Below are 17,785 nucleotides of genomic sequence, written 5' to 3'. Positions count from 1 at the left end.
GTGCCGTTATCCCATGCTCGTAGATTCCCATTGCCACCTCGACCGTCTGGACCTGAACGCCCACCAGGGCTCACTCGATGCTGCCTTGCAGGCGGCGCGTGAGCGCGGGGTCGGGCATTTCCTGTGTATTGGCGTCAGTGCCGAGAACGCTGGTGCGGTGAAGGCGCTGAGCGAGCGCTACGCCGATGTTGATTGCTCGGTGGGCGTGCACCCGCTGGACCTGGCGCCGGGCGAAACGCCGGCGCTGGAATGGCTGCTGCGCGAGCTGGCTCACCCGCATGTGGTGGCGATTGGTGAAACCGGGCTGGATTACCACTATGAGCCGGAAGCAGCCGAGTTACAGCAAGCCTCGTTCCGCCTGCACCTGGAGGCCTCGCGGCAGACCGGCAAGCCGGTGATCGTGCACACCCGTGCGGCGCGTGCCGATACCCTGGCGCTGCTGCGCGAGGCCAACCTGCCGCAGGCCGGCGTGCTGCACTGCTTCACCGAAGACTGGGACATGGCCAAGGCGGCGCTGGATCTGGGGTATTACATTTCGTTGTCTGGCATCGTTACCTTCCGCAATGCCGATGCCCTGCGTGAAGTGGCGCGGCAGGTGCCGGTCGATCGTTTGCTGGTGGAAACGGATTCGCCATATCTGGCGCCGATTCCGCATCGGGGCAAGCCGAATTTGCCGCAGTATGTGCGTGAGGTGGCAGAGTATGTGGCTTCGTTGCGAGGGGCCAGCTATGAGCAGTTGGCCGAACAGACCACTGCCAACTTCAAGCGCTTGTTCCCGTTGGCGCGGGTGGGCTGAGTCCGAAAGTGTAGGGGTTGTGTGACGGCTACCAGTGCCTGCCACAATCCATGCGGCGCCCTCGCCCTCCGAAACCCACAAAAAAAACCCGGGTTCTGGGGGGGGAATCCGGGTTAAGACCATTAGGAGTAAAACAAAGGTACGCGGTCCCTGAGCACCTTTATCGGCGCGCCACTTGGGGGGGATGCGCCGCGCCAACACTTCAAGTATTGGTCAGGTTTGGCGCAGTGCCAGTGCATATTGATCGTTTTTTAAACAGATTTGGAATACGCCAACGTTTCATTCCTCCCGCAGCGCATGGCCGTAAGCATCATGAAACACAGACATGCTTGGATGATCCGTGCAATTTCCCGCAAGTTAGGCATAATAAACCGCTTCGATTGTCATCCAGTCCTTCCTATGCAGAAAGAACCTCGTAAGGTCCGTGAGTTTCGCCGCCGCGAACAGGAAATCCTCGACACCGCGCTCAAACTGTTTCTCGAGCAGGGTGAAGACAGCGTCACCGTCGAGATGATCGCTGACGCCGTGGGCATCGGCAAAGGCACGATCTACAAGCACTTCAAGTCCAAGGCGGAGATCTACCTGCGCCTGATGCTCGACTATGAGCGTGACTTGAACGCGCTGTTGCATTCGGCCGACGTCGACCGCGACAAGGAAGCCCTGTCGCGAGCCTACTTCGAGTTCCGCATGCGCGACCCGCAGCGTTACCGGCTGTTCGACCGCCTGGAAGAAAAGGTGGTCAAGGGCAACCAGGTACCGGAAATGGTCGAACAGCTGCACAGTATCCGTGCCTCCAACTTCGACCGCCTGACCCAGCTGATCAAGGGCCGTATCAGCGAAGGCAAGCTCGAAGACGTACCGCCGTACTTCCACTATTGCGCCGCCTGGGCGCTGGTGCATGGTGCCGTGGCGCTGTACCACTCGCCGTTCTGGAGCAATGTGCTGGAGGATCAGGAAGGCTTCTTCCAGTTCCTGATGGACATTGGTGTGCGCATGGGCAACAAGCGCAAGCGCGACCCGGAACCTTCGAACTGAAGCATCCGCGTTCAGGCAATACGCAGTACCTGTAGGAGCAGCCTTGTGCTGCGGAAGTGCCAGTACCGCCAGCACACGTCTGCATGGTTGTACCGGCCCTTTCGCAGCACGAGGCTGCTCCTAGCTGTCTCGGCGATGTACAGGGCTTGCAAAAACCTGATTTATGAGTCAGGTTTTGCCAGCCCCATCATCCATGCCGGAGTCATTCATGATCGTCGATCGTCAAGGCAGGCGTTTTCGCAACCTGCGCGTCAGCCTGACGGCTGCCTGTAATTATGCCTGCACCTATTGCGTGCCAGACGGCAAGCGCCTGGTGGCAGCACAGGACGAACTGCCAGCGGATGCCCTGGCTCGTGGCGTGGCCTACCTGATCGAAGCCGCTGGCATCGAGCGCTTGCGCATCACCGGCGGTGAGCCATTGGTCAGTCCGCGCCTGGATGCCTTCCTGGCCGCCGTGGCCAGGCTCGACCTTGACGATATCTCGCTGACTACCAATGGTCAGCTGCTGGCGCGGAAGTTGCCCCAGTTGCAGGTGGCAGGTATCCGCCGATTGAACGTTTCCCTCGACACCCTCGACTCACAAGCCTTCCGTCGTATCGCCCGGGGCGGCGACCTGGCCAGCGTGCTGGAGGGTATGGCGCAGGCCAGCGCCATGGGCATGCAGATCAAGGTGAACATGGTGCCTATGCGCGGGCACAACCTGGATCAGGTGCTGCCGCTGCTGGATTATTGCCTTGAGCGCGGCTTCGAACTGCGCTTCATCGAACTCATGCGCATGGGCCATCTTGCCCGTGACCAAAACGCCTTCCTGCAGCAGTTCGTCGGCCTCGACCAACTGCTCGCACTGATCGCTGGCAAGTATGCCTACGTTCAGGTCGATGCTCCGCTGGACGCCACCGCCTTGCGTTATCAGGTACCCGGCAAAGGCCACTTCGGCGTGATCGCCAACGAAAGCGCGCCGTTCTGCCGCACCTGTTCGCGGCTGCGCCTGTCTTCCACGGGCTGGCTGCATGGCTGCCTGTCGTCGGGCAATCGCCATTTCGTCGGCGACCTGCTGGAAAAACCGCGCCATCAGGCACTGCCGGCCCTGCAGCGCTTGCTGGTCAAGGCCTTGGCAGACAAGCAGGACATGGCGTTTTCCGGCGATGTGATGGTGATGAAGGTGATCGGCGGCTGAAGCTGGCGCAAAAGCTGCATCCGCCGGCTATTCGCCGGTTTTTCGTCGCCGGCCACTGGAGGAAAGATGCGTAGCCTGGTTTTGCTGCTGGCGCTGATGGCGCTGGGCGGTTGCATGAATGTCAGCGACATGGGCGAGGGCGTTCGTTATCACCTGAGCGATGCTGGCCTGCTGGACCACAGCGATACCCGTCGCACCCTGTCGATCCGCCTGCAGCCTGATTCGTTCATCTTCATCGGCCAGGGCGCATTCGTGCCCCCGGGCAAGGGGCCGGTGCCGCGGCAGAACGCGGTGGCCGAGCAGGCCTACAAGAGCTTCGTCGAGTATTTCCCGCTGGTACGCCGCGCCCAAGGGCCACTCGGCCTCGAAGAGGCCATCGCCCAGGCGCGTTCGGTGGGTGCCGACTACGTGCTGTACACCCGCTTCGCGCGCACCGACGACCGTATCGGCAATGGCGACGAGTGGTATGACGAACAGGCAGTCGACCGCCTGGGCTGGGACACCGGCGTAGTGCAGATGATGCTCATCGAAACCAGCACCCGCTACCTGATCGACACTGCGCGTATCAAGAGCCGTGGCGGTTTGTTGACGTTCCACGATAACACCCCGGAGGATTTGCTTGGCGCGCCAATGCGCGAGTACGCTCGTAGCCTTCTGGGTATGAGTGAATGAGGCAAGGGTGATGAGCGATTCCGCCAAGGCCAGTGATCTTCTGGCGCAGATCCCCAAGGCCAAGGGCCTGCCGCCGGTGCATCTGTGGAACCCGGACTTCTGCGGTGACATCGACATGCGCATCGCCCGTGATGGCACCTGGTACTACCTGGGTACCCCGATCGGTCGCAAGCCGATGGTGCGGCTGTTTTCCACCATCATCCGCCGCGATGGCGATGACTACTTCCTGATCACTCCGGTAGAGAAGGTGGGCATCCGCGTCGACGATGCGCCGTTCGTTGCGGTAACGCTGGATGTGGTGGGGGAAGGTGAGCAGCAGGTGCTGCGTTTCACCAGCAATGTCGAGGACCAGGTCGAGGCCGGGCCGGCCAACCCGCTGCGCGTGATGATCGACCCGGTCACGCAGGAGCCATCGCCGTATGTGCTGATGCGCAGCAACCTTGAGGCGCTGATTCATCGCAATGTGTTCTACCAGTTGGCGGAGCTGGCGGTGCCGCGCGAGATCGAAGGGGAAGAGTGGCTTGGGGTGTGGAGCCAGGGCGAGTTTTACCCGATCGGGCGTAGCAGCTGAAATTGTGTTGCCAGTGCTGGCCTCTTCGCGGGTGAACCCGCTCCCACAGGGTTCTCCGCAGGTTTCAACGGCTGCGCTGTTCCTTGTGGGAGCGGGTTTACCCGCGAAAGAGCCGGCACAGGCAATGATCGGCCTCTTGGTTTTTCCCCGAATTGGTCATTTGTCTCTCTGCCCCACAGGCCTAACCTGCAGGCAATTGCCATCCAGGAGAGGCCCCCATGAAACCCTTTAGCATCATCCTTTTCGCCCTGTTCGCCGCTCAAACCCCTGCCTGGGCGCACGGCGATGCTGCCGACCAAGTCAAGGTGCTGCAGCAGCAACAACCCTCGAACGCCCCCGGCAAGAACGCCGTTATGCTCACCGTAAGCTATGCCCCTGGCCAGGCATCACCCGCACATCGGCACCCAGGCGCGGTAATGGCCTACGTACTGGAAGGGGCAGTGGTATCGAAGCTCAACGATGAGCAGGAAAACACCTACAAGGCAGGCGAATACTGGTACGAAGCGCCGGGTACCGTACACAGCGTGTCACGCAACGCCAGCAAGGCCCGGCCGGCCAAGCTGCTGGTCTGGAGTCTGGTGGACGAGGGCAGGCCGGTGACCGAGCCGCTGGCTCAATAAGCCCGACGCAACGAAAAAGCCCCCGGTTGCTTGCGCATCCGGGGGCTTTCTCAGTGTTTGGCTCCGCGACCTGGACTCGAACCAGGGACCCAATGATTAACAGTCATTTGCTCTACCGACTGAGCTATCGCGGAATCTGTGCGTATCTTACTGATTGCCCAGGGGAAGTCAAGCCACCCCTAGGCAAAACAATGAGTTACAGCACCTGCACGATAGCTTTGGTCACTACGTGGATGTTGCTCTGGTTCAGCGCGGCCACGGCGATGCGGCCGGTGTCCAGGGCATAGATGCCGAACTCGTTTTTCAGGCGGGCGACCTGTTCAACGGTCAGGCCCGAGTACGAGAACATGCCGACCTGGCGGCCAACGAAGCTGAAATCGCGGTTGGCGCCATATTCGGCCAGCAGCGAAACCATCTGCTTGCGCATGCCGTGGATGCGCTCGCGCATTTCGGCCAGCTCGGTTTCCCACATCTGGCGCAGTTCGGCGCTGTTCAGCACGGTGGCAACGATGGTTGCACCGTGGGTCGGCGGGTTGGAGTAGGTGGTGCGGATCACGCGCTTGACCTGCGACAGCACGCGGGTGCTCTCGTCCTTGGAGGCGGTGACGATCGACAGCGCACCGACGCGCTCGCCGTACAGCGAGAACGACTTGGAGAACGAGCTGGACACGAAGAACTCCAGGCCCGACTCGGCGAACAGGCGCACGGCGAAGGCGTCTTCGGCAATGCCGTCACCGAAGCCCTGGTAGGCCATGTCGAGGAACGGCACGTGGCCCTTGGCCTTGACCACTTCCAGGACGTTTTTCCAGTCATCCAGGCTCAGGTCGACGCCGGTCGGGTTGTGGCAGCAGGCGTGCAGTACCACGATCGAGCCGGACGGGAGGTTGTTCAGGTCTTCGAGCATGCCGGCGCGGTTGACGTCGTTGGTCGGCGCGTCGTAGTAGCGGTAGTTCTGCACCGGGAAGCCGGCCGATTCGAACAGCGCGCGGTGGTTTTCCCAGCTCGGGTCGCTGATCGCAACCACTGCATTAGGCGAAATGCGCTTGAGGAAGTCGGCGCCGATCTTCAGTGCGCCGGTACCGCCGACGGCCTGCACGGTAACCACGCGGCCGGCGGCCAGCAGTGGCGACTCGGCGCCGAACAGCAGTTTTTGTACAGCCTGGTCGTAAGTGGCGATACCGTCGATCGGCAAGTAGCCGCGCGAGGCGTGCTGGGCGGCACGCTGGGTCTCGGCTTCGATCACGGCGCGCAGCAGCGGAATGCGGCCTTCCTCATTGCAGTACACGCCCACGCCCAGGTTGACCTTGTCGGTACGTGGGTCGGCGTTGAATGCTTCGTTGAGGCCCAGGATAGGGTCGCGGGGTGCCAGCTCGACAGCGGAAAACAGGCTCATTGTTACTTCGGCTCTGATTGGAGAGTGATAGGACGTACACGCTCCAGCCGAATGCACTGAAGCGGTGCACAAACGGGGAGTCAGTATAGTGATACCGACCGGTCACGGCGACACTCTGACGCGCCTTTTCCGGCTATTTGCGCAAATATTTTTCGACCATTGGTCTAATTGGCGGGTCCACCGTAACAAGCGCTCACAGCCGTGCCTTGAAAGGGCCACCCGACAAGCGCATTTGGGTATAGACTACTGGCTAAATTTACAGTTGCTGCAGCACCGCGAGGTCCGTCATGTCCGAGTTCCAGCTCGTCACCCGTTTCCAGCCGGCCGGCGACCAGCCCGAAGCCATCCGCCAGATGGTCGAAGGTATCGAGGCAGGGCTGTCGCACCAGACACTGCTCGGGGTGACCGGCTCGGGCAAGACCTTCAGCATCGCCAACGTCATCCAGCAGGTGCAACGCCCGACCCTGGTGCTGGCGCCGAACAAAACCCTCGCCGCGCAGCTGTATGGCGAATTCAAGGCGTTCTTCCCCAACAATGCGGTGGAGTATTTCGTTTCCTACTACGACTACTACCAGCCTGAAGCCTACGTACCGTCGTCCGACACCTTCATCGAGAAGGACGCTTCGATCAACGACCACATCGAGCAGATGCGCCTGTCAGCGACCAAGGCGCTGCTGGAGCGGCGTGACGCGATCATCGTCACCACCGTGTCGTGCATCTACGGCCTGGGTAGCCCCGAGACCTACCTGAAAATGGTCCTGCACGTGGACCGTGGCGACAAGCTCGACCAGCGCGCGCTGCTGCGCCGCCTGGCCGACCTGCAATACACGCGCAACGAGATGGACTTCGCCCGTGCCACCTTCCGCGTGCGCGGCGATGTGATCGACATATTCCCGGCCGAATCGGACCTCGAGGCCATTCGCATCGAGCTGTTCGATGATGAAGTAGAGAACATCGCCGCCTTCGACCCGCTGACCGGCGAGGTCTTCCGTAAGCTGCCGCGTTTCACGTTCTACCCCAAGAGCCACTACGTCACCCCGCGGGAGACCCTGCTGGAGGCGGTGGAGGGGATCAAGGAGGAACTCAAGGACCGCCTGGAATACCTGCAGAAGGCCAACAAGCTGGTCGAAGCCCAGCGTCTGGAGCAACGCACCCGCTTCGATCTGGAGATGATCCTGGAGCTGGGCTACTGCAACGGCATCGAGAACTACTCGCGCTACCTGTCGGGGCGCCCGGCCGGGGCGCCGCCGCCCACCCTGTACGACTACCTGCCGCCCGATGCGCTGCTGGTGATCGACGAATCGCACGTCAGCGTTCCGCAGGTCGGCGCCATGTACAAGGGCGACCGCTCGCGCAAGGAAACCCTGGTCGAATATGGCTTCCGCCTGCCTTCGGCACTGGATAACCGGCCGATGCGTTTCGACGAGTGGGAAGATGTCAGCCCGCAGACCATCTTCGTGTCCGCCACCCCGGGCCCCTACGAGGCTGAGCACGCCGGGCGCGTGGTGGAGCAGGTAGTGCGCCCGACCGGGCTGGTAGACCCTCAGGTAGAAGTGCGCCCGGCACTTACCCAGGTGGACGATCTGCTGTCGGAAATCCGCAAGCGCGTGGCCGAGGGCGAGCGGGTGCTGGCGACCACGCTGACCAAGCGCATGGCCGAAGACCTCACCGACTACCTGGCGGACCACGATGTGCGGGTGCGCTACCTGCACTCGGATATCGATACCGTCGAGCGGGTGGAGATCATCCGCGACCTGCGCCTGGGCACCTTCGACGTGCTGGTGGGTATCAACCTGCTGCGTGAGGGCCTGGACATGCCGGAGGTGTCGCTGGTGGCGATCCTCGATGCCGACAAGGAAGGCTTCCTGCGTTCCGAGCGCTCGCTGATCCAGACTATCGGCCGTGCGGCGCGTAACCTCAATGGCCGGGCCATCCTGTATGCCGACAACATCACCGGCTCCATGCAGCGCGCCATCGACGAGACCGAGCGCCGTCGGGAGAAGCAGATCGCGTTCAACCAGGCCAATGGCATCGTGCCCAAAGGTGTGGTCAAGGACATTACCGACATCATGGAAGGCGCCACCGTGCCTGGCGCGCGCAGCAAGAAGCGCAAGGGCATGGCCAAGGCCGCAGAGGAGAGCGCCCGTTACGAGGCCGAGCTGCGTACGCCGGGCGAGATCACCAAGCGCATCAAGCAGCTGGAAGAGAAAATGATGCAGTTCGCCCGCGACCTGGAGTTCGAAGCCGCGGCGCAGTTGCGCGACGAAATTGCCCAGCTGCGCGAGCGGTTGATAACCAGCTGAGGCCTGGCACCGGCCCTGTGGGAGCGGGCGTGCCCGCGAAAAATTTAGCGCGGTGGCTAGCACCGGCTGCGCCGGTGTTCGCGGGCGCGCCCGCTCCCACAGGGATCGCGTGCAGTCTGAAATAGCCTCAATGTGCTTCTCCCGCTTTCAGCCCCTCTGGCAACTTGCGGGTCAACAACACCGCCACCATGCTCACCGCCAACCCGATCCCCACAAAGTGGAACGCATCGTTGTAGGCCATTATCAACGCCTGCTGGTGAGTGATCTCGCTCAACTTGCCCAGCGCCGCATTGTCATTGCCCAGCCGCTCCGCCAGTTGCGCCAGCCGCTCCGCCACCTGCGGGTTGCTCGGCACCACCGACTCCCTCAGGTAATCGAAATACACCTTGGTCCGTGCATCCAGCAGGGTAGCCAGCAGTGCAATGCCGATCGCACCGCCCAGATTGCGCAGAATATTGAACAGGCTCGACGCCGAACCCGCATCCTGCGGCTGAATATACGCCGTGGCGATCAGCGAGATTGTCACCATGATCATTGGCTGGCCAATGGCACGGATGATCTGGATATGGTTGAACTGCGGTCCGGCAAAATCCGGGTTGAGCACCCCCGAGCCGAAACTGGCGGCGCCGAACAGGCAGAAGCCCAGGGCGCACAACACCTTGGGCGATACCACTTTCATCAGTAGCGGCACCAGCGGGATCAGGAACAGCTGCGGGATGCCCATCCACATGATCACCTCGCCGATCTGCAAGGCGTTGTAGCCCTGCACCTGCGCCAGGTACAGCGGCAACAGGTAGATCGACCCGTACAAGCCCACCCCCATGCCCAGGCTGGCGATGCTCGACAGGCCAAAGTTGCGATTGCCAAGGATGCGCAGGTTGATCAGCGGATGTGGCTTGGAAAACTGCAGGATCACGAAGGTGATCAGGCTGACCAGGGCGATGCTGCCCAGGCTGACGATCAGCTGCGATTCCAGCCAGTCCTTGCGGTGGCCTTCTTCCAGGAACACCTGCAGGCAGCCCAGCCCCAGGCCCAGGGTGACGATGCCGGCGTAATCGGTACTTTTCAGCAGCTCCCAATGCGCATCCTTCTTCTCCAGCCCGTACAGCAGGCCGGCGATCATCACCAGGCCCGGTGGGATATTGATGTAGAAAATGTATTCCCAGCCCCAGTTCTCGGTCAGCCAGCCGCCCAGGGTCGGGCCGATGGACGGCGCGAAGGTGGCGGTCATGGCGAACATGGCCATGCCCTTGGCGCGGTGGTGTTCGGGCAGTTTGATCAGGGTCAGGGTGAAGGCCAGCGGGATCAGTGCACCGCCGGTAAAACCCTGCAGGGCGCGGAACAGGATCATGCTCTCCAGGTTCCAGGCCATCGAGCACAACAGCGACGACAGCAGGAAACCGCCGGAAACCCACACCGCCAGGCGCCGCGCCGACAACAGCTGTACCAGCCAGGCGGTGAGCGGGATCATGATGATTTCCGCGACCAGATAAGAGGTGGAAATCCACGAGCCTTCCTCCAGCGTCGCCGACAGTGCGCCCTGGATATCCTTGAGCGACGAGTTGGTGATCTGGATGTCCAGCACGGCCATGAAGGCGCCGAGCATCACGCTCATTACCGCTATCCAGTCCCGTCGGGTTGGCTCCGCGGTGGGCCTGAGCAGCTGGTCACCGGCCATTGTGGCCTTCGTTCTCGCTGCGCAGGTCGACGGTGGCGGTCACCGACATGCCGGGGCGGATGCGCCCGTGCAGCGGGTTGTCGGCACGGAAGGTCAGCTTGACCGGAATGCGCTGTACCACCTTGGTGAAATTGCCGGTGGCGTTATCGGGCGGCAGCAGGCTGAACTGCGCGCCGGAGGCGGCGAACAGGCTGTCGACCCGGCCTTCGATCGGCGTGTCGGGGTAGCTGTCGAACAGCAGTTCGGCACGCTGGCCGGCCTGCATGCGGCCGATCTGGGTTTCCTTGAAATTGGCCTGCACCCAGATGTCTTCATCCGGCACGATCGACAGCAGGTAGGCACCGGCCTGTACTACCTGGCCATTGCGCGCGTTGCGCTGGCCGATGCTGCCGCTGATCGGTGCACGGATTTCGCAGCGGGTCAGGTTCAGTTCGGCCTGGGCCAGGTCGGCGCGGGCGTTGCTGATTTGCGCGTCGAGGCGTTTGAGCTCGGCGGTCAGTGCATTGACCTGCTGGCGCTGGCTTTGCAGGTCGGCACGGGCCTTGTCGACCTGCGAGCCGGCGACGTGGCTGTCCGCAGACAGCGTGGTGACCCGTTCTTCCGATATGAACCCTGGCTTGCGCAGCTTCTCGGCACGGTTCAGGTCCAGGCGTGAGCGGTCGAAGGTGGCCTGGTTGGCCGCCACCTGGGCCTGGCCGGCAGCGATCAGGCTGGCTTGCTGGGTCAGGCGGCTTTGCGCCTGCACGTGTTCGGCTTCGCGGGTGGCCAGGGCGGCACGGGCGCGCTGCACGGCCAGTTCGAAGTCGGCGGCCTCCAGGCGCACCAGCAGGTCGCCTTTGCTGACGTGCTGGTTGTCCTCGACCCGGACCTCGTCTATGCGCGCGCTCAACTGGCTGGAAATGCGCGTGATCTCGCCCTGTACATAGGCGTTGTCGGTGCTTTCGTAGAAGCGGCCCTTGAAGTACCAGTGGCCCAGGAAGGCGAGGGCGATGATGGCCACCAGGGTGAAGAAGACCAGCAGGCGGCGTTTGAGTTGGGCAGGCATGGGGACTATCGTTCCAGAAATGTAAACAAATTTAACAGCGGTACATGGCCTGCCGACAAGTGACGTTCGCGCCATTGCTGGAGCCCGGTGCCTGCCTCCTGCTAACATCCCGCCTTTGTTTCATCTTTCGTTCGAGACTCTCCATGACCACCGTACGCACGCGTATCGCGCCATCGCCGACCGGCGACCCCCATGTCGGCACCGCCTACATCGCCCTGTTCAACTACTGCTTTGCCAAGCAGCACGGCGGTGAGTTCATCCTGCGCATCGAAGACACCGACCAGTTGCGCTCCACGCGCGAGTCGGAGCAGCAGATCTTCGATGCCCTGCGCTGGCTCGGCATCGAATGGAACGAAGGCCCGGACGTCGGTGGCCCGCACGGCCCGTACCGGCAGAGCGAGCGTGGCGAGATCTACGCCAGGTACGCCAAGGAGCTGGTTGACGCCGGCCATGCCTTCTACTGCTTCTGCACTGCCGAAGAGCTGGAGCAGATGCGCGCCGAGCAGCAAGCTCGCGGCGAAACCCCGCGCTACGATGGCCGCGCGCTGCTGCTGAGCGCCGAAGAAGTGCAGCGCCGTCTGGACGCTGGCGAGCCGCACGTGATCCGCATGAAAGTGCCGAGCGAAGGCGTGTGCGTGGTGCCGGACATGCTGCGTGGTGATGTCGAGATCCCGTGGGACCGCATGGACATGCAGGTGCTGATGAAGAACGACGGCCTGCCGACGTACTTCCTGGCCAACGTGGTCGATGACCACCTGATGGGCATCACCCACGTGCTGCGCGGCGAAGAGTGGCTGCCATCGGCCCCCAAGCTGATCAAACTTTACGAATACTTCGGCTGGGAGCAGCCCAAGCTGTGCTACATGCCGCTGCTGCGTAACCCGGACAAGTCCAAGCTGTCCAAGCGCAAGAACCCGACCTCGGTGACGTTCTACGAGCGCATGGGCTTCATGCCCGAGGCGATGCTCAACTACCTGGGCCGCATGGGCTGGTCGATGCCGGACGAGCGCGAGAAGTTCTCGCTGGCCGAGATGGTCGAGCACTTCGACCTGTCGCGTATCTCGCTGGGCGGCCCGATCTTCGACATCGAGAAGCTGTCCTGGCTGAACGGCCAGTGGCTGCGCGAACTGCCGGTCGAGGAGTTTGCCGCGCGCCTGCAGAAGTGGGCGTTCAACAGCGACTACATGATGAAGATTGCCCCGCACGTGCAAGGCCGGGTGGAAACCTTCAGCCAGGTTGCCCCGCTGGGCGGCTTCTTCTTCGAGGGTGCGCTGAAGCTCGACGCCAAACTGTTCGAAAGCAAGAAGCTGTCGGCCGACCAGGTGCGCCAGGTGATCCAGCTGATCCTGTGGAAGCTCGAAAGCCTGCGTCAGTGGGAAAAAGAGCGCATCACCGGTTGCATCCAGGCCGTGGTCGAGGCGCTGGAACTGAAGCTGCGTGACGCCATGCCGCTGATGTTCGCCGCCATCACCGGCCAGGCCAGCTCGGTGTCGGTGCTCGATGCCATGGAAATCCTCGGCCCGGACCTGACCCGCTACCGCCTGCGCCAGGCCCTGGACCTGCTGGGTGGGGTGTCAAAGAAAGAAAACAAAGAGTGGGAAAAGCTGCTGGCCTCGATTGCCTGATTCAGTTTTACACCTAACCTGTGGGAGCGGGCGTGCCCGCGAATGCGATGGTGGATCAAACACCGCTTTCGCGGGCGCGCCCGCTCCCACAGGCCAGCTGAACCCAGAAAAACCGGGGCAGGGCGGTAAGTGATTGTTATCTGTGAAATTTTTTTTGAATATTTTGAAAAATTAGTTTGACAGCCCTGCAATCCGATCTTAATATGCGCCCCGTCCACAGCGATGAACGAAAACGAAACGTCAGGCACCCAGCCAGCGCTTCGGTTCAAAGCGACATTGTGGGGCTATAGCTCAGCTGGGAGAGCGCCTGCATGGCATGCAGGAGGTCAGCGGTTCGATCCCGCTTAGCTCCACCAAATTCCGCTTGGCAGCCAAGGCCGCCGGGCAAGATCGGGTCCAGCAACCGGGTCTTGAAGGTAAGAAGGTTCGTCCCCTTCGTCTAGTGGCCTAGGACACCGCCCTTTCACGGCGGTAACAGGGGTTCGAGTCCCCTAGGGGACGCCAGTTTCGCACAAGCGATGTTTCAGAATGTCGCTGGGCCGAGAGGCTAGAAATCCGGGGCTATAGCTCAGCTGGGAGAGCGCCTGCATGGCATGCAGGAGGTCAGCGGTTCGATCCCGCTTAGCTCCACCAATTTGCCGCGGTTCGTGTAAACGGATCGGCACGAAGGTTACGTCCCCTTCGTCTAGTGGCCTAGGACACCGCCCTTTCACGGCGGTAACAGGGGTTCGAGTCCCCTAGGGGACGCCACTTTTCCTGCGTTTTGCAGGGCTTTAAAGGCTTGTCGATTACTGATGAGCCTTTTGTTTCGGGGCTATAGCTCAGCTGGGAGAGCGCCTGCATGGCATGCAGGAGGTCAGCGGTTCGATCCCGCTTAGCTCCACCATTTCTGCCGCGGTTCGCGCAAGCGGATCGGCACGAAGGTTACGTCCCCTTCGTCTAGTGGCCTAGGACACCGCCCTTTCACGGCGGTAACAGGGGTTCGAGTCCCCTAGGGGACGCCACGTTTACCCGCGTTTTGCGGGACTTTGAAGGCTCATTCGATTATTGAATGGGCCTTTTGTTTTTCTCCCTGCCCCAAATTCTGCAACCGACAGACGGCTACAGTTTCTGCTTGCCAAAAAATATTATGTGAATAATATTTCGATCATCATATTTTGTTCGGCGAGTGGTCTGATGAGTGACAAGAAGAGCAGAACCCGTGAACGCATTCTCGAAGCGGCGCGAAGTGCGCTGATCCAGCATGGCCCGGCCGAGCCTAGCGTCAGCCAGGTCATGGGGGCGGCGGGCCTGACCGTCGGCGGTTTCTATGCCCACTTCGACAGCAAGGACGAGTTGATGCTCGAAGCGTTCCGCCAGTTGCTGGCCGAGCGCCGCGCCTTGCTCTCCCAGGTCGACCCCAGCCTCGATGGCGCCGGGCGGCGGGCGCTGGCCAGTGCCTTCTACCTGTCGCGCAAGCATCGTGATGCCGAAGTGCACGCCTGCCCGCTGCCTAACTCCTTGGCCGAGATGCAGCGCCTGCCGGAGGCCTTCCGCGAGGTGCTGGCCGAACATATCGAGCTGATGGCTGCCGCCATGGTCGACCGCCCCGAGGACGCCGACAAGGCCTTGGCCGACCTGGCCCTGATGGTTGGCGGACTGGCGCTGGCCCGTGCGCTGGGCACCAGCGAGCTGTCTGATCGGATTCTGCGCGCCGCCAAATCGGCGGTGCTTTAACCCTGGAGCATGGCGATGACTACCCTGAGCTGGATTCGTGGTGTCAATGGCACCCTGGGCCGCCTGGCCCCCGAGCACGTCGCGGGCAAGATGCGCCGTGCCTTCATGACGCCGCGCAACCTGCCGCCACGGGATTGGGAGTTGCCCATGCTGGCCAGCGCCGAGCGCATTACCCTGCGCTTCGGCTTGTCTGCCCTGCGCTGGGGCAAGGGGCCGACCGTGCTGCTGATGCACGGCTGGGAAGGGCGGCCGACCCAGTTTGCCGCGTTGATCGAAACCTTGGTCCAGGCCGGGCACACGGTGGTATCGCTGGAGGGACCGGGGCATGGGCGCTCGCCCGGCGAGCAGGCCAATGTGGTGCTGTTTGCCCGTGCGCTGCTGGAGGCTGCCGCAGAACTGCCGCCGTTGCGCGCGGTGATTGGCCATTCCATGGGCGGTGCCAGTGTCTTGCTGGCCTTGCAGATGGGGCTGCGCACAGAGGCAGCGGTCAGCATTGCAGCCCCGGCGCGACTGTTGGGCGTACTGCGTGGCTTTGCCCATCGTCTGGGGCTGCCAGCGCGGGCGCGTGCGGCGTTCATTCGCCAGGTGGAGCGGGACGTGGGCATGCAGATTGCGCGGCTGGATGTGACGGGTTACCAGCTGGAGTTGCCCGGGTTGGTGGTGCATGCCGCCGATGATGCCTTGGTGGCCGCTGATGAAGCCCAGGTGATCCACAAGGCCTGGTTCGATAGCCGCCTGATGCTGCTGGAGGCGGGTGGCCACCAGCGGGTGCTGTCCGACCCGCGCCTGAGTGAAGCGGTGCTGGAGCTGCTGGCCCGTGCCGGCGATGAGGCCGGTAAATCCGTCACAAAGGCTGGACATTTCTCAGCGGGTCCCTGCTAAATCCACTTTTGTGCCAAGGAAGCGAACATGAGTTGGGACCTGGCAACACCCTTCGTGATCGACCTGCGCGTCGGTAGCGAGGACATCGACGGCCTCGGCCACGCCAATAATGCGGCCTACGTCACCTGGCTGGAGCGATGCGCCTGGCGCCATTCCCAGCGCCTGGGCCTGGACCTGGCCGAATATCGCCGGCTGGACCGTGGCATGGCCGTGGTACGCCACGAAATCGACTACCTGGCCGCCGCTTACGAGGATGACGAGCTGCAACTGGCCACCTGGATCATCGACTGGGACCAGCGCCTGCGCATGACCCGGCGCTTCCAGCTAAAGCGCCCGCGCGACGGGGTAACCTTGCTACGCGCCCAGACCACTTTCGCCTGCATCGAGCTGTCCAGCGGCAAGCCAAGGCGCATGCCGGCGGAATTCCTCGACGGTTATGGCCCGGCGCTGATCGGCGCCTGAAGCACCGGCAATTTTTGTTAGACTGCCGGCTTTTTCCGCCGAGACCCCGACATGCAAATTGCCCTGGCCCCCATGGAGGGGCTGGTCGACAACATCCTGCGCGACGTGCTGACCCGCGTGGGCGGTATCGACTGGTGCGTCACCGAGTTCATCCGCGTGTGCGACCGCCTGCTGCCGCCTTCCTCGTTCGACAAGCTGGCGCCCGAGTTGCGCAATGGCGCGCGGACCGCCGCCGGGGTACCCATGCGTGTGCAGCTGTTGGGCTCGGACCCTGTATGCCTGGCGGAAAACGCCGCGCTGGCCTGTGAGCTGGGGGCGCCGGTGATCGACCTTAACTTCGGTTGCCCGGCCAAGACCGTGAACAAGTCCCGTGGTGGCGCGGTGTTGCTCAAGGAGCCGGAGCTGCTGCACGCCATCGTGCGCGAGGTGCGGCGTGCCGTGCCGACGGATATTCCGGTCACTTCGAAGATGCGCCTGGGCTTCGACAGCCCTGATGGCGCGCTGGAGTGTGCCACGGCGCTGGCTGAAGGCGGCTCGGCACACCTGGTGGTGCATGCGCGGACCAAGGTCGAGGGCTACAAGCCGCCGGCCCACTGGGAGTGGGTGGCGCGGGTGCAGGATGTGGTCAAGGTGCCGGTGTTCGCCAATGGCGAGATCTGGACCGTGGACGACTGGCGGCGCTGTCGTGAGGTCAGTGGCGCCGAAGACATCATGCTGGGCCGTGGGCTGGTCTCGCGCCCCGACCTGGGACTGCAGATTGCCGCGGCGCGTGACGGGCGGGAGTACCAGCCGCTGAGCTGGGCCGATTTGCTGCCGTTGCTGCGTGAATTCTGGCGCCAGGCCCAGGCCAAGCTGTCGCCACGCTATGCACCGGGGCGGATGAAGCAATGGCTGGCGATGCTGACCCGCAGTTATCCCGAAGCGGTTGTGTTGTTTGCCGAATTGCGGCGGGAAGATGATTGCGCGCGGATCAGCCGGTTGCTGGGGGTTGAGGTGGCTTCCTTCGAAGCTTGTGTTGCCTGATCCGGCCCTTTCGCGGGCACGCCCGCTCCCACAGTGACCGCCCTGTGCAGTACCTGTGGGAGCGGGCGTGCCCGCGAAGAGGCCATCAAATCCAGTGCAGAAATCCAGATTTTTTCTGCTCCCCCCTTGAAAGCTTTCCCTCAGGCCCTATCTCTTGAGTACGCGATGCCGAAGTCGGGTCGCGTAATGACTTACTTGCTGAATCTCAGGAGTTCATGACCATGACTACCGCTTTCTCTCTCGCACCACTGTTCCGTCATTCCGTTGGTTTCGACCGTTTCAACGACCTGTTCGAGTCGGCGGCACGTAACGAGGCCGGTAGCAGCTACCCGCCCTACAACGTTGAAAAGCATGGCGATGACCACTACCGCATCGTGGTTGCCGCAGCCGGTTTCCAGGAAGACGACCTCGACCTGCAGGTTGAAAAAGGTGTTCTGACCGTGACCGGTGGCAAGCGCGACAATAGCGCTGCTGAAGTGACCTACCTGCATCAGGGTATCGCCCAGCGCGCCTTCAAGCTGTCGTTCCGCCTGGCCGACCATATCGAGGTCAAGGCCGCCGGCCTGGCCAATGGTCTGCTCAGCATCGACCTGCTGCGCATCGTGCCTGAAGAAGCCAAGGCCAAGCGCATTCCGATCAACGGCGACAAACCAGCGCTGAACTGATCGTGTAGATGTGAAGAAGGGCACCCTCCGGGGTGCCCTTTTTTGTGATAGCTGTTTTGTTAAAAACCGGAAGCTGGCACGATCACTGTGGGAGCGGGCATGCCCGCGAAGCAGGCGATGCG

16 protein-coding genes and 7 tRNA genes are annotated in these 17,785 nt (G+C 62.5%); 19 read left to right on the top strand and 4 right to left on the bottom strand.

Annotated elements, in window-relative coordinates; all coding sequences use genetic code 11:
• The first annotated feature begins 13 nt into the window (after positions 1-13).
• From CAF70_RS13890 to CAF70_RS13865, 6 genes are all read left to right on the top strand, one after another.
• Complete coding sequence (locus CAF70_RS13890) at positions 14-796, top strand: TatD family hydrolase (protein ID WP_085625317.1); 783 nt, start codon at positions 14-16, stop codon at positions 794-796.
• 399 nt (positions 797-1,195) lie between these two features.
• Entirely contained in the window at positions 1,196-1,831 is a 636-nt protein-coding gene (locus tag CAF70_RS13885) for a TetR/AcrR family transcriptional regulator (protein ID WP_003260720.1), read from the top strand.
• Between the two features lie 208 nt (positions 1,832-2,039).
• The gene (locus CAF70_RS13880) at positions 2,040-3,008 is read left to right on the top strand and encodes a GTP 3',8-cyclase MoaA (RefSeq protein WP_085625316.1); all 969 of its coding nucleotides are present in this window, start codon (positions 2,040-2,042) and stop codon (positions 3,006-3,008) included.
• Positions 3,009-3,074: 66 nt separating this feature from the next.
• Entirely contained in the window at positions 3,075-3,680 is a 606-nt protein-coding gene (locus CAF70_RS13875; protein WP_085625315.1) for a DUF4823 domain-containing protein, read from the top strand.
• Between the two features lie 10 nt (positions 3,681-3,690).
• On the top strand, positions 3,691-4,251 hold the full coding sequence (locus tag CAF70_RS13870; protein ID WP_085625314.1) for a DUF1285 domain-containing protein: 561 nt from the start codon (positions 3,691-3,693) through the stop codon (positions 4,249-4,251).
• A gap of 218 nt (positions 4,252-4,469) precedes the next feature.
• Complete coding sequence (locus tag CAF70_RS13865; RefSeq protein ID WP_085625313.1) at positions 4,470-4,871, top strand: cupin domain-containing protein; 402 nt, start codon at positions 4,470-4,472, stop codon at positions 4,869-4,871.
• Positions 4,872-4,929: 58 nt separating this feature from the next.
• On the opposite strand, the gene CAF70_RS13860 is transcribed toward CAF70_RS13865, so the two are convergent.
• Both CAF70_RS13860 and CAF70_RS13855 read right to left on the bottom strand, forming a co-directional pair.
• Positions 4,930-5,005, bottom strand: a tRNA-Asn gene (locus CAF70_RS13860).
• Between the two features lie 62 nt (positions 5,006-5,067).
• Complete coding sequence (locus CAF70_RS13855) at positions 5,068-6,264, bottom strand: amino acid aminotransferase (RefSeq protein ID WP_085625312.1); 1,197 nt, start codon at positions 6,262-6,264, stop codon at positions 5,068-5,070.
• Positions 6,265-6,551: 287 nt separating this feature from the next.
• On the opposite strand from CAF70_RS13855, the gene uvrB reads away from it, so the two are divergent.
• Positions 6,552-8,567: an excinuclease ABC subunit UvrB gene (gene uvrB, locus CAF70_RS13850; protein WP_085625311.1), complete on the top strand. Its 2,016-nt coding sequence runs from the start codon at positions 6,552-6,554 to the stop codon at positions 8,565-8,567.
• A gap of 127 nt (positions 8,568-8,694) precedes the next feature.
• Here uvrB and CAF70_RS13845 read toward each other — a convergent pair whose 3' ends face one another.
• The gene (locus CAF70_RS13845) at positions 8,695-10,245 is read right to left on the bottom strand and encodes an MDR family MFS transporter (protein WP_085625310.1); all 1,551 of its coding nucleotides are present in this window, start codon (positions 10,243-10,245) and stop codon (positions 8,695-8,697) included.
• A complete protein-coding gene (locus tag CAF70_RS13840; RefSeq protein ID WP_085625309.1) occupies positions 10,235-11,290 on the bottom strand; it encodes an HlyD family secretion protein in 1,056 nt (351 codons plus the stop codon). Before CAF70_RS13840 ends, CAF70_RS13845 begins: the two co-directional genes overlap by 11 nt.
• A 143-nt stretch (positions 11,291-11,433) precedes the next feature.
• On the opposite strand from CAF70_RS13840, the gene gltX reads away from it, so the two are divergent.
• From gltX to CAF70_RS13780, 12 genes are all read left to right on the top strand, one after another.
• Positions 11,434-12,915, top strand: a complete 1,482-nt coding sequence (gene gltX, locus CAF70_RS13835) for a glutamate--tRNA ligase (RefSeq protein ID WP_025338230.1) — start codon at positions 11,434-11,436, stop codon at positions 12,913-12,915.
• A gap of 280 nt (positions 12,916-13,195) precedes the next feature.
• Positions 13,196-13,271 (top strand) — tRNA-Ala (locus CAF70_RS13830).
• Between the two features lie 72 nt (positions 13,272-13,343).
• Positions 13,344-13,419: transfer RNA gene (locus CAF70_RS13825), tRNA-Glu, on the top strand.
• Positions 13,420-13,472: 53 nt separating this feature from the next.
• Positions 13,473-13,548: transfer RNA gene (locus CAF70_RS13820), tRNA-Ala, on the top strand.
• Between the two features lie 41 nt (positions 13,549-13,589).
• Positions 13,590-13,665: transfer RNA gene (locus CAF70_RS13815), tRNA-Glu, on the top strand.
• Between the two features lie 60 nt (positions 13,666-13,725).
• Positions 13,726-13,801: transfer RNA gene (locus CAF70_RS13810), tRNA-Ala, on the top strand.
• 42 nt (positions 13,802-13,843) lie between these two features.
• Positions 13,844-13,919 (top strand) — tRNA-Glu (locus tag CAF70_RS13805).
• A 172-nt stretch (positions 13,920-14,091) separates the two neighbouring features.
• On the top strand, positions 14,092-14,631 hold the full coding sequence (locus CAF70_RS13800; RefSeq protein ID WP_085625308.1) for a TetR/AcrR family transcriptional regulator: 540 nt from the start codon (positions 14,092-14,094) through the stop codon (positions 14,629-14,631).
• A 15-nt stretch (positions 14,632-14,646) separates the two neighbouring features.
• Positions 14,647-15,513, top strand: a complete 867-nt coding sequence (locus CAF70_RS13795; RefSeq protein WP_085625307.1) for an alpha/beta fold hydrolase — start codon at positions 14,647-14,649, stop codon at positions 15,511-15,513.
• A gap of 27 nt (positions 15,514-15,540) precedes the next feature.
• Positions 15,541-15,975, top strand: a complete 435-nt coding sequence (locus CAF70_RS13790; RefSeq protein ID WP_085625306.1) for a thioesterase family protein — start codon at positions 15,541-15,543, stop codon at positions 15,973-15,975.
• A gap of 51 nt (positions 15,976-16,026) precedes the next feature.
• The gene (locus CAF70_RS13785) at positions 16,027-16,998 is read left to right on the top strand and encodes a tRNA-dihydrouridine synthase (protein WP_085625305.1); all 972 of its coding nucleotides are present in this window, start codon (positions 16,027-16,029) and stop codon (positions 16,996-16,998) included.
• 221 nt (positions 16,999-17,219) lie between these two features.
• Complete coding sequence (locus CAF70_RS13780) at positions 17,220-17,663, top strand: Hsp20 family protein (RefSeq protein WP_085625304.1); 444 nt, start codon at positions 17,220-17,222, stop codon at positions 17,661-17,663.
• The last annotated feature ends 122 nt before the right edge of the window (positions 17,664-17,785 follow it).

The organism is Pseudomonas sp. B19(2017) (genome assembly GCF_002113165.1).
Lineage (GTDB): Bacteria > Pseudomonadota > Gammaproteobacteria > Pseudomonadales > Pseudomonadaceae > Aquipseudomonas.
This window is presented reverse-complemented; position numbering and strand designations above follow the sequence as displayed.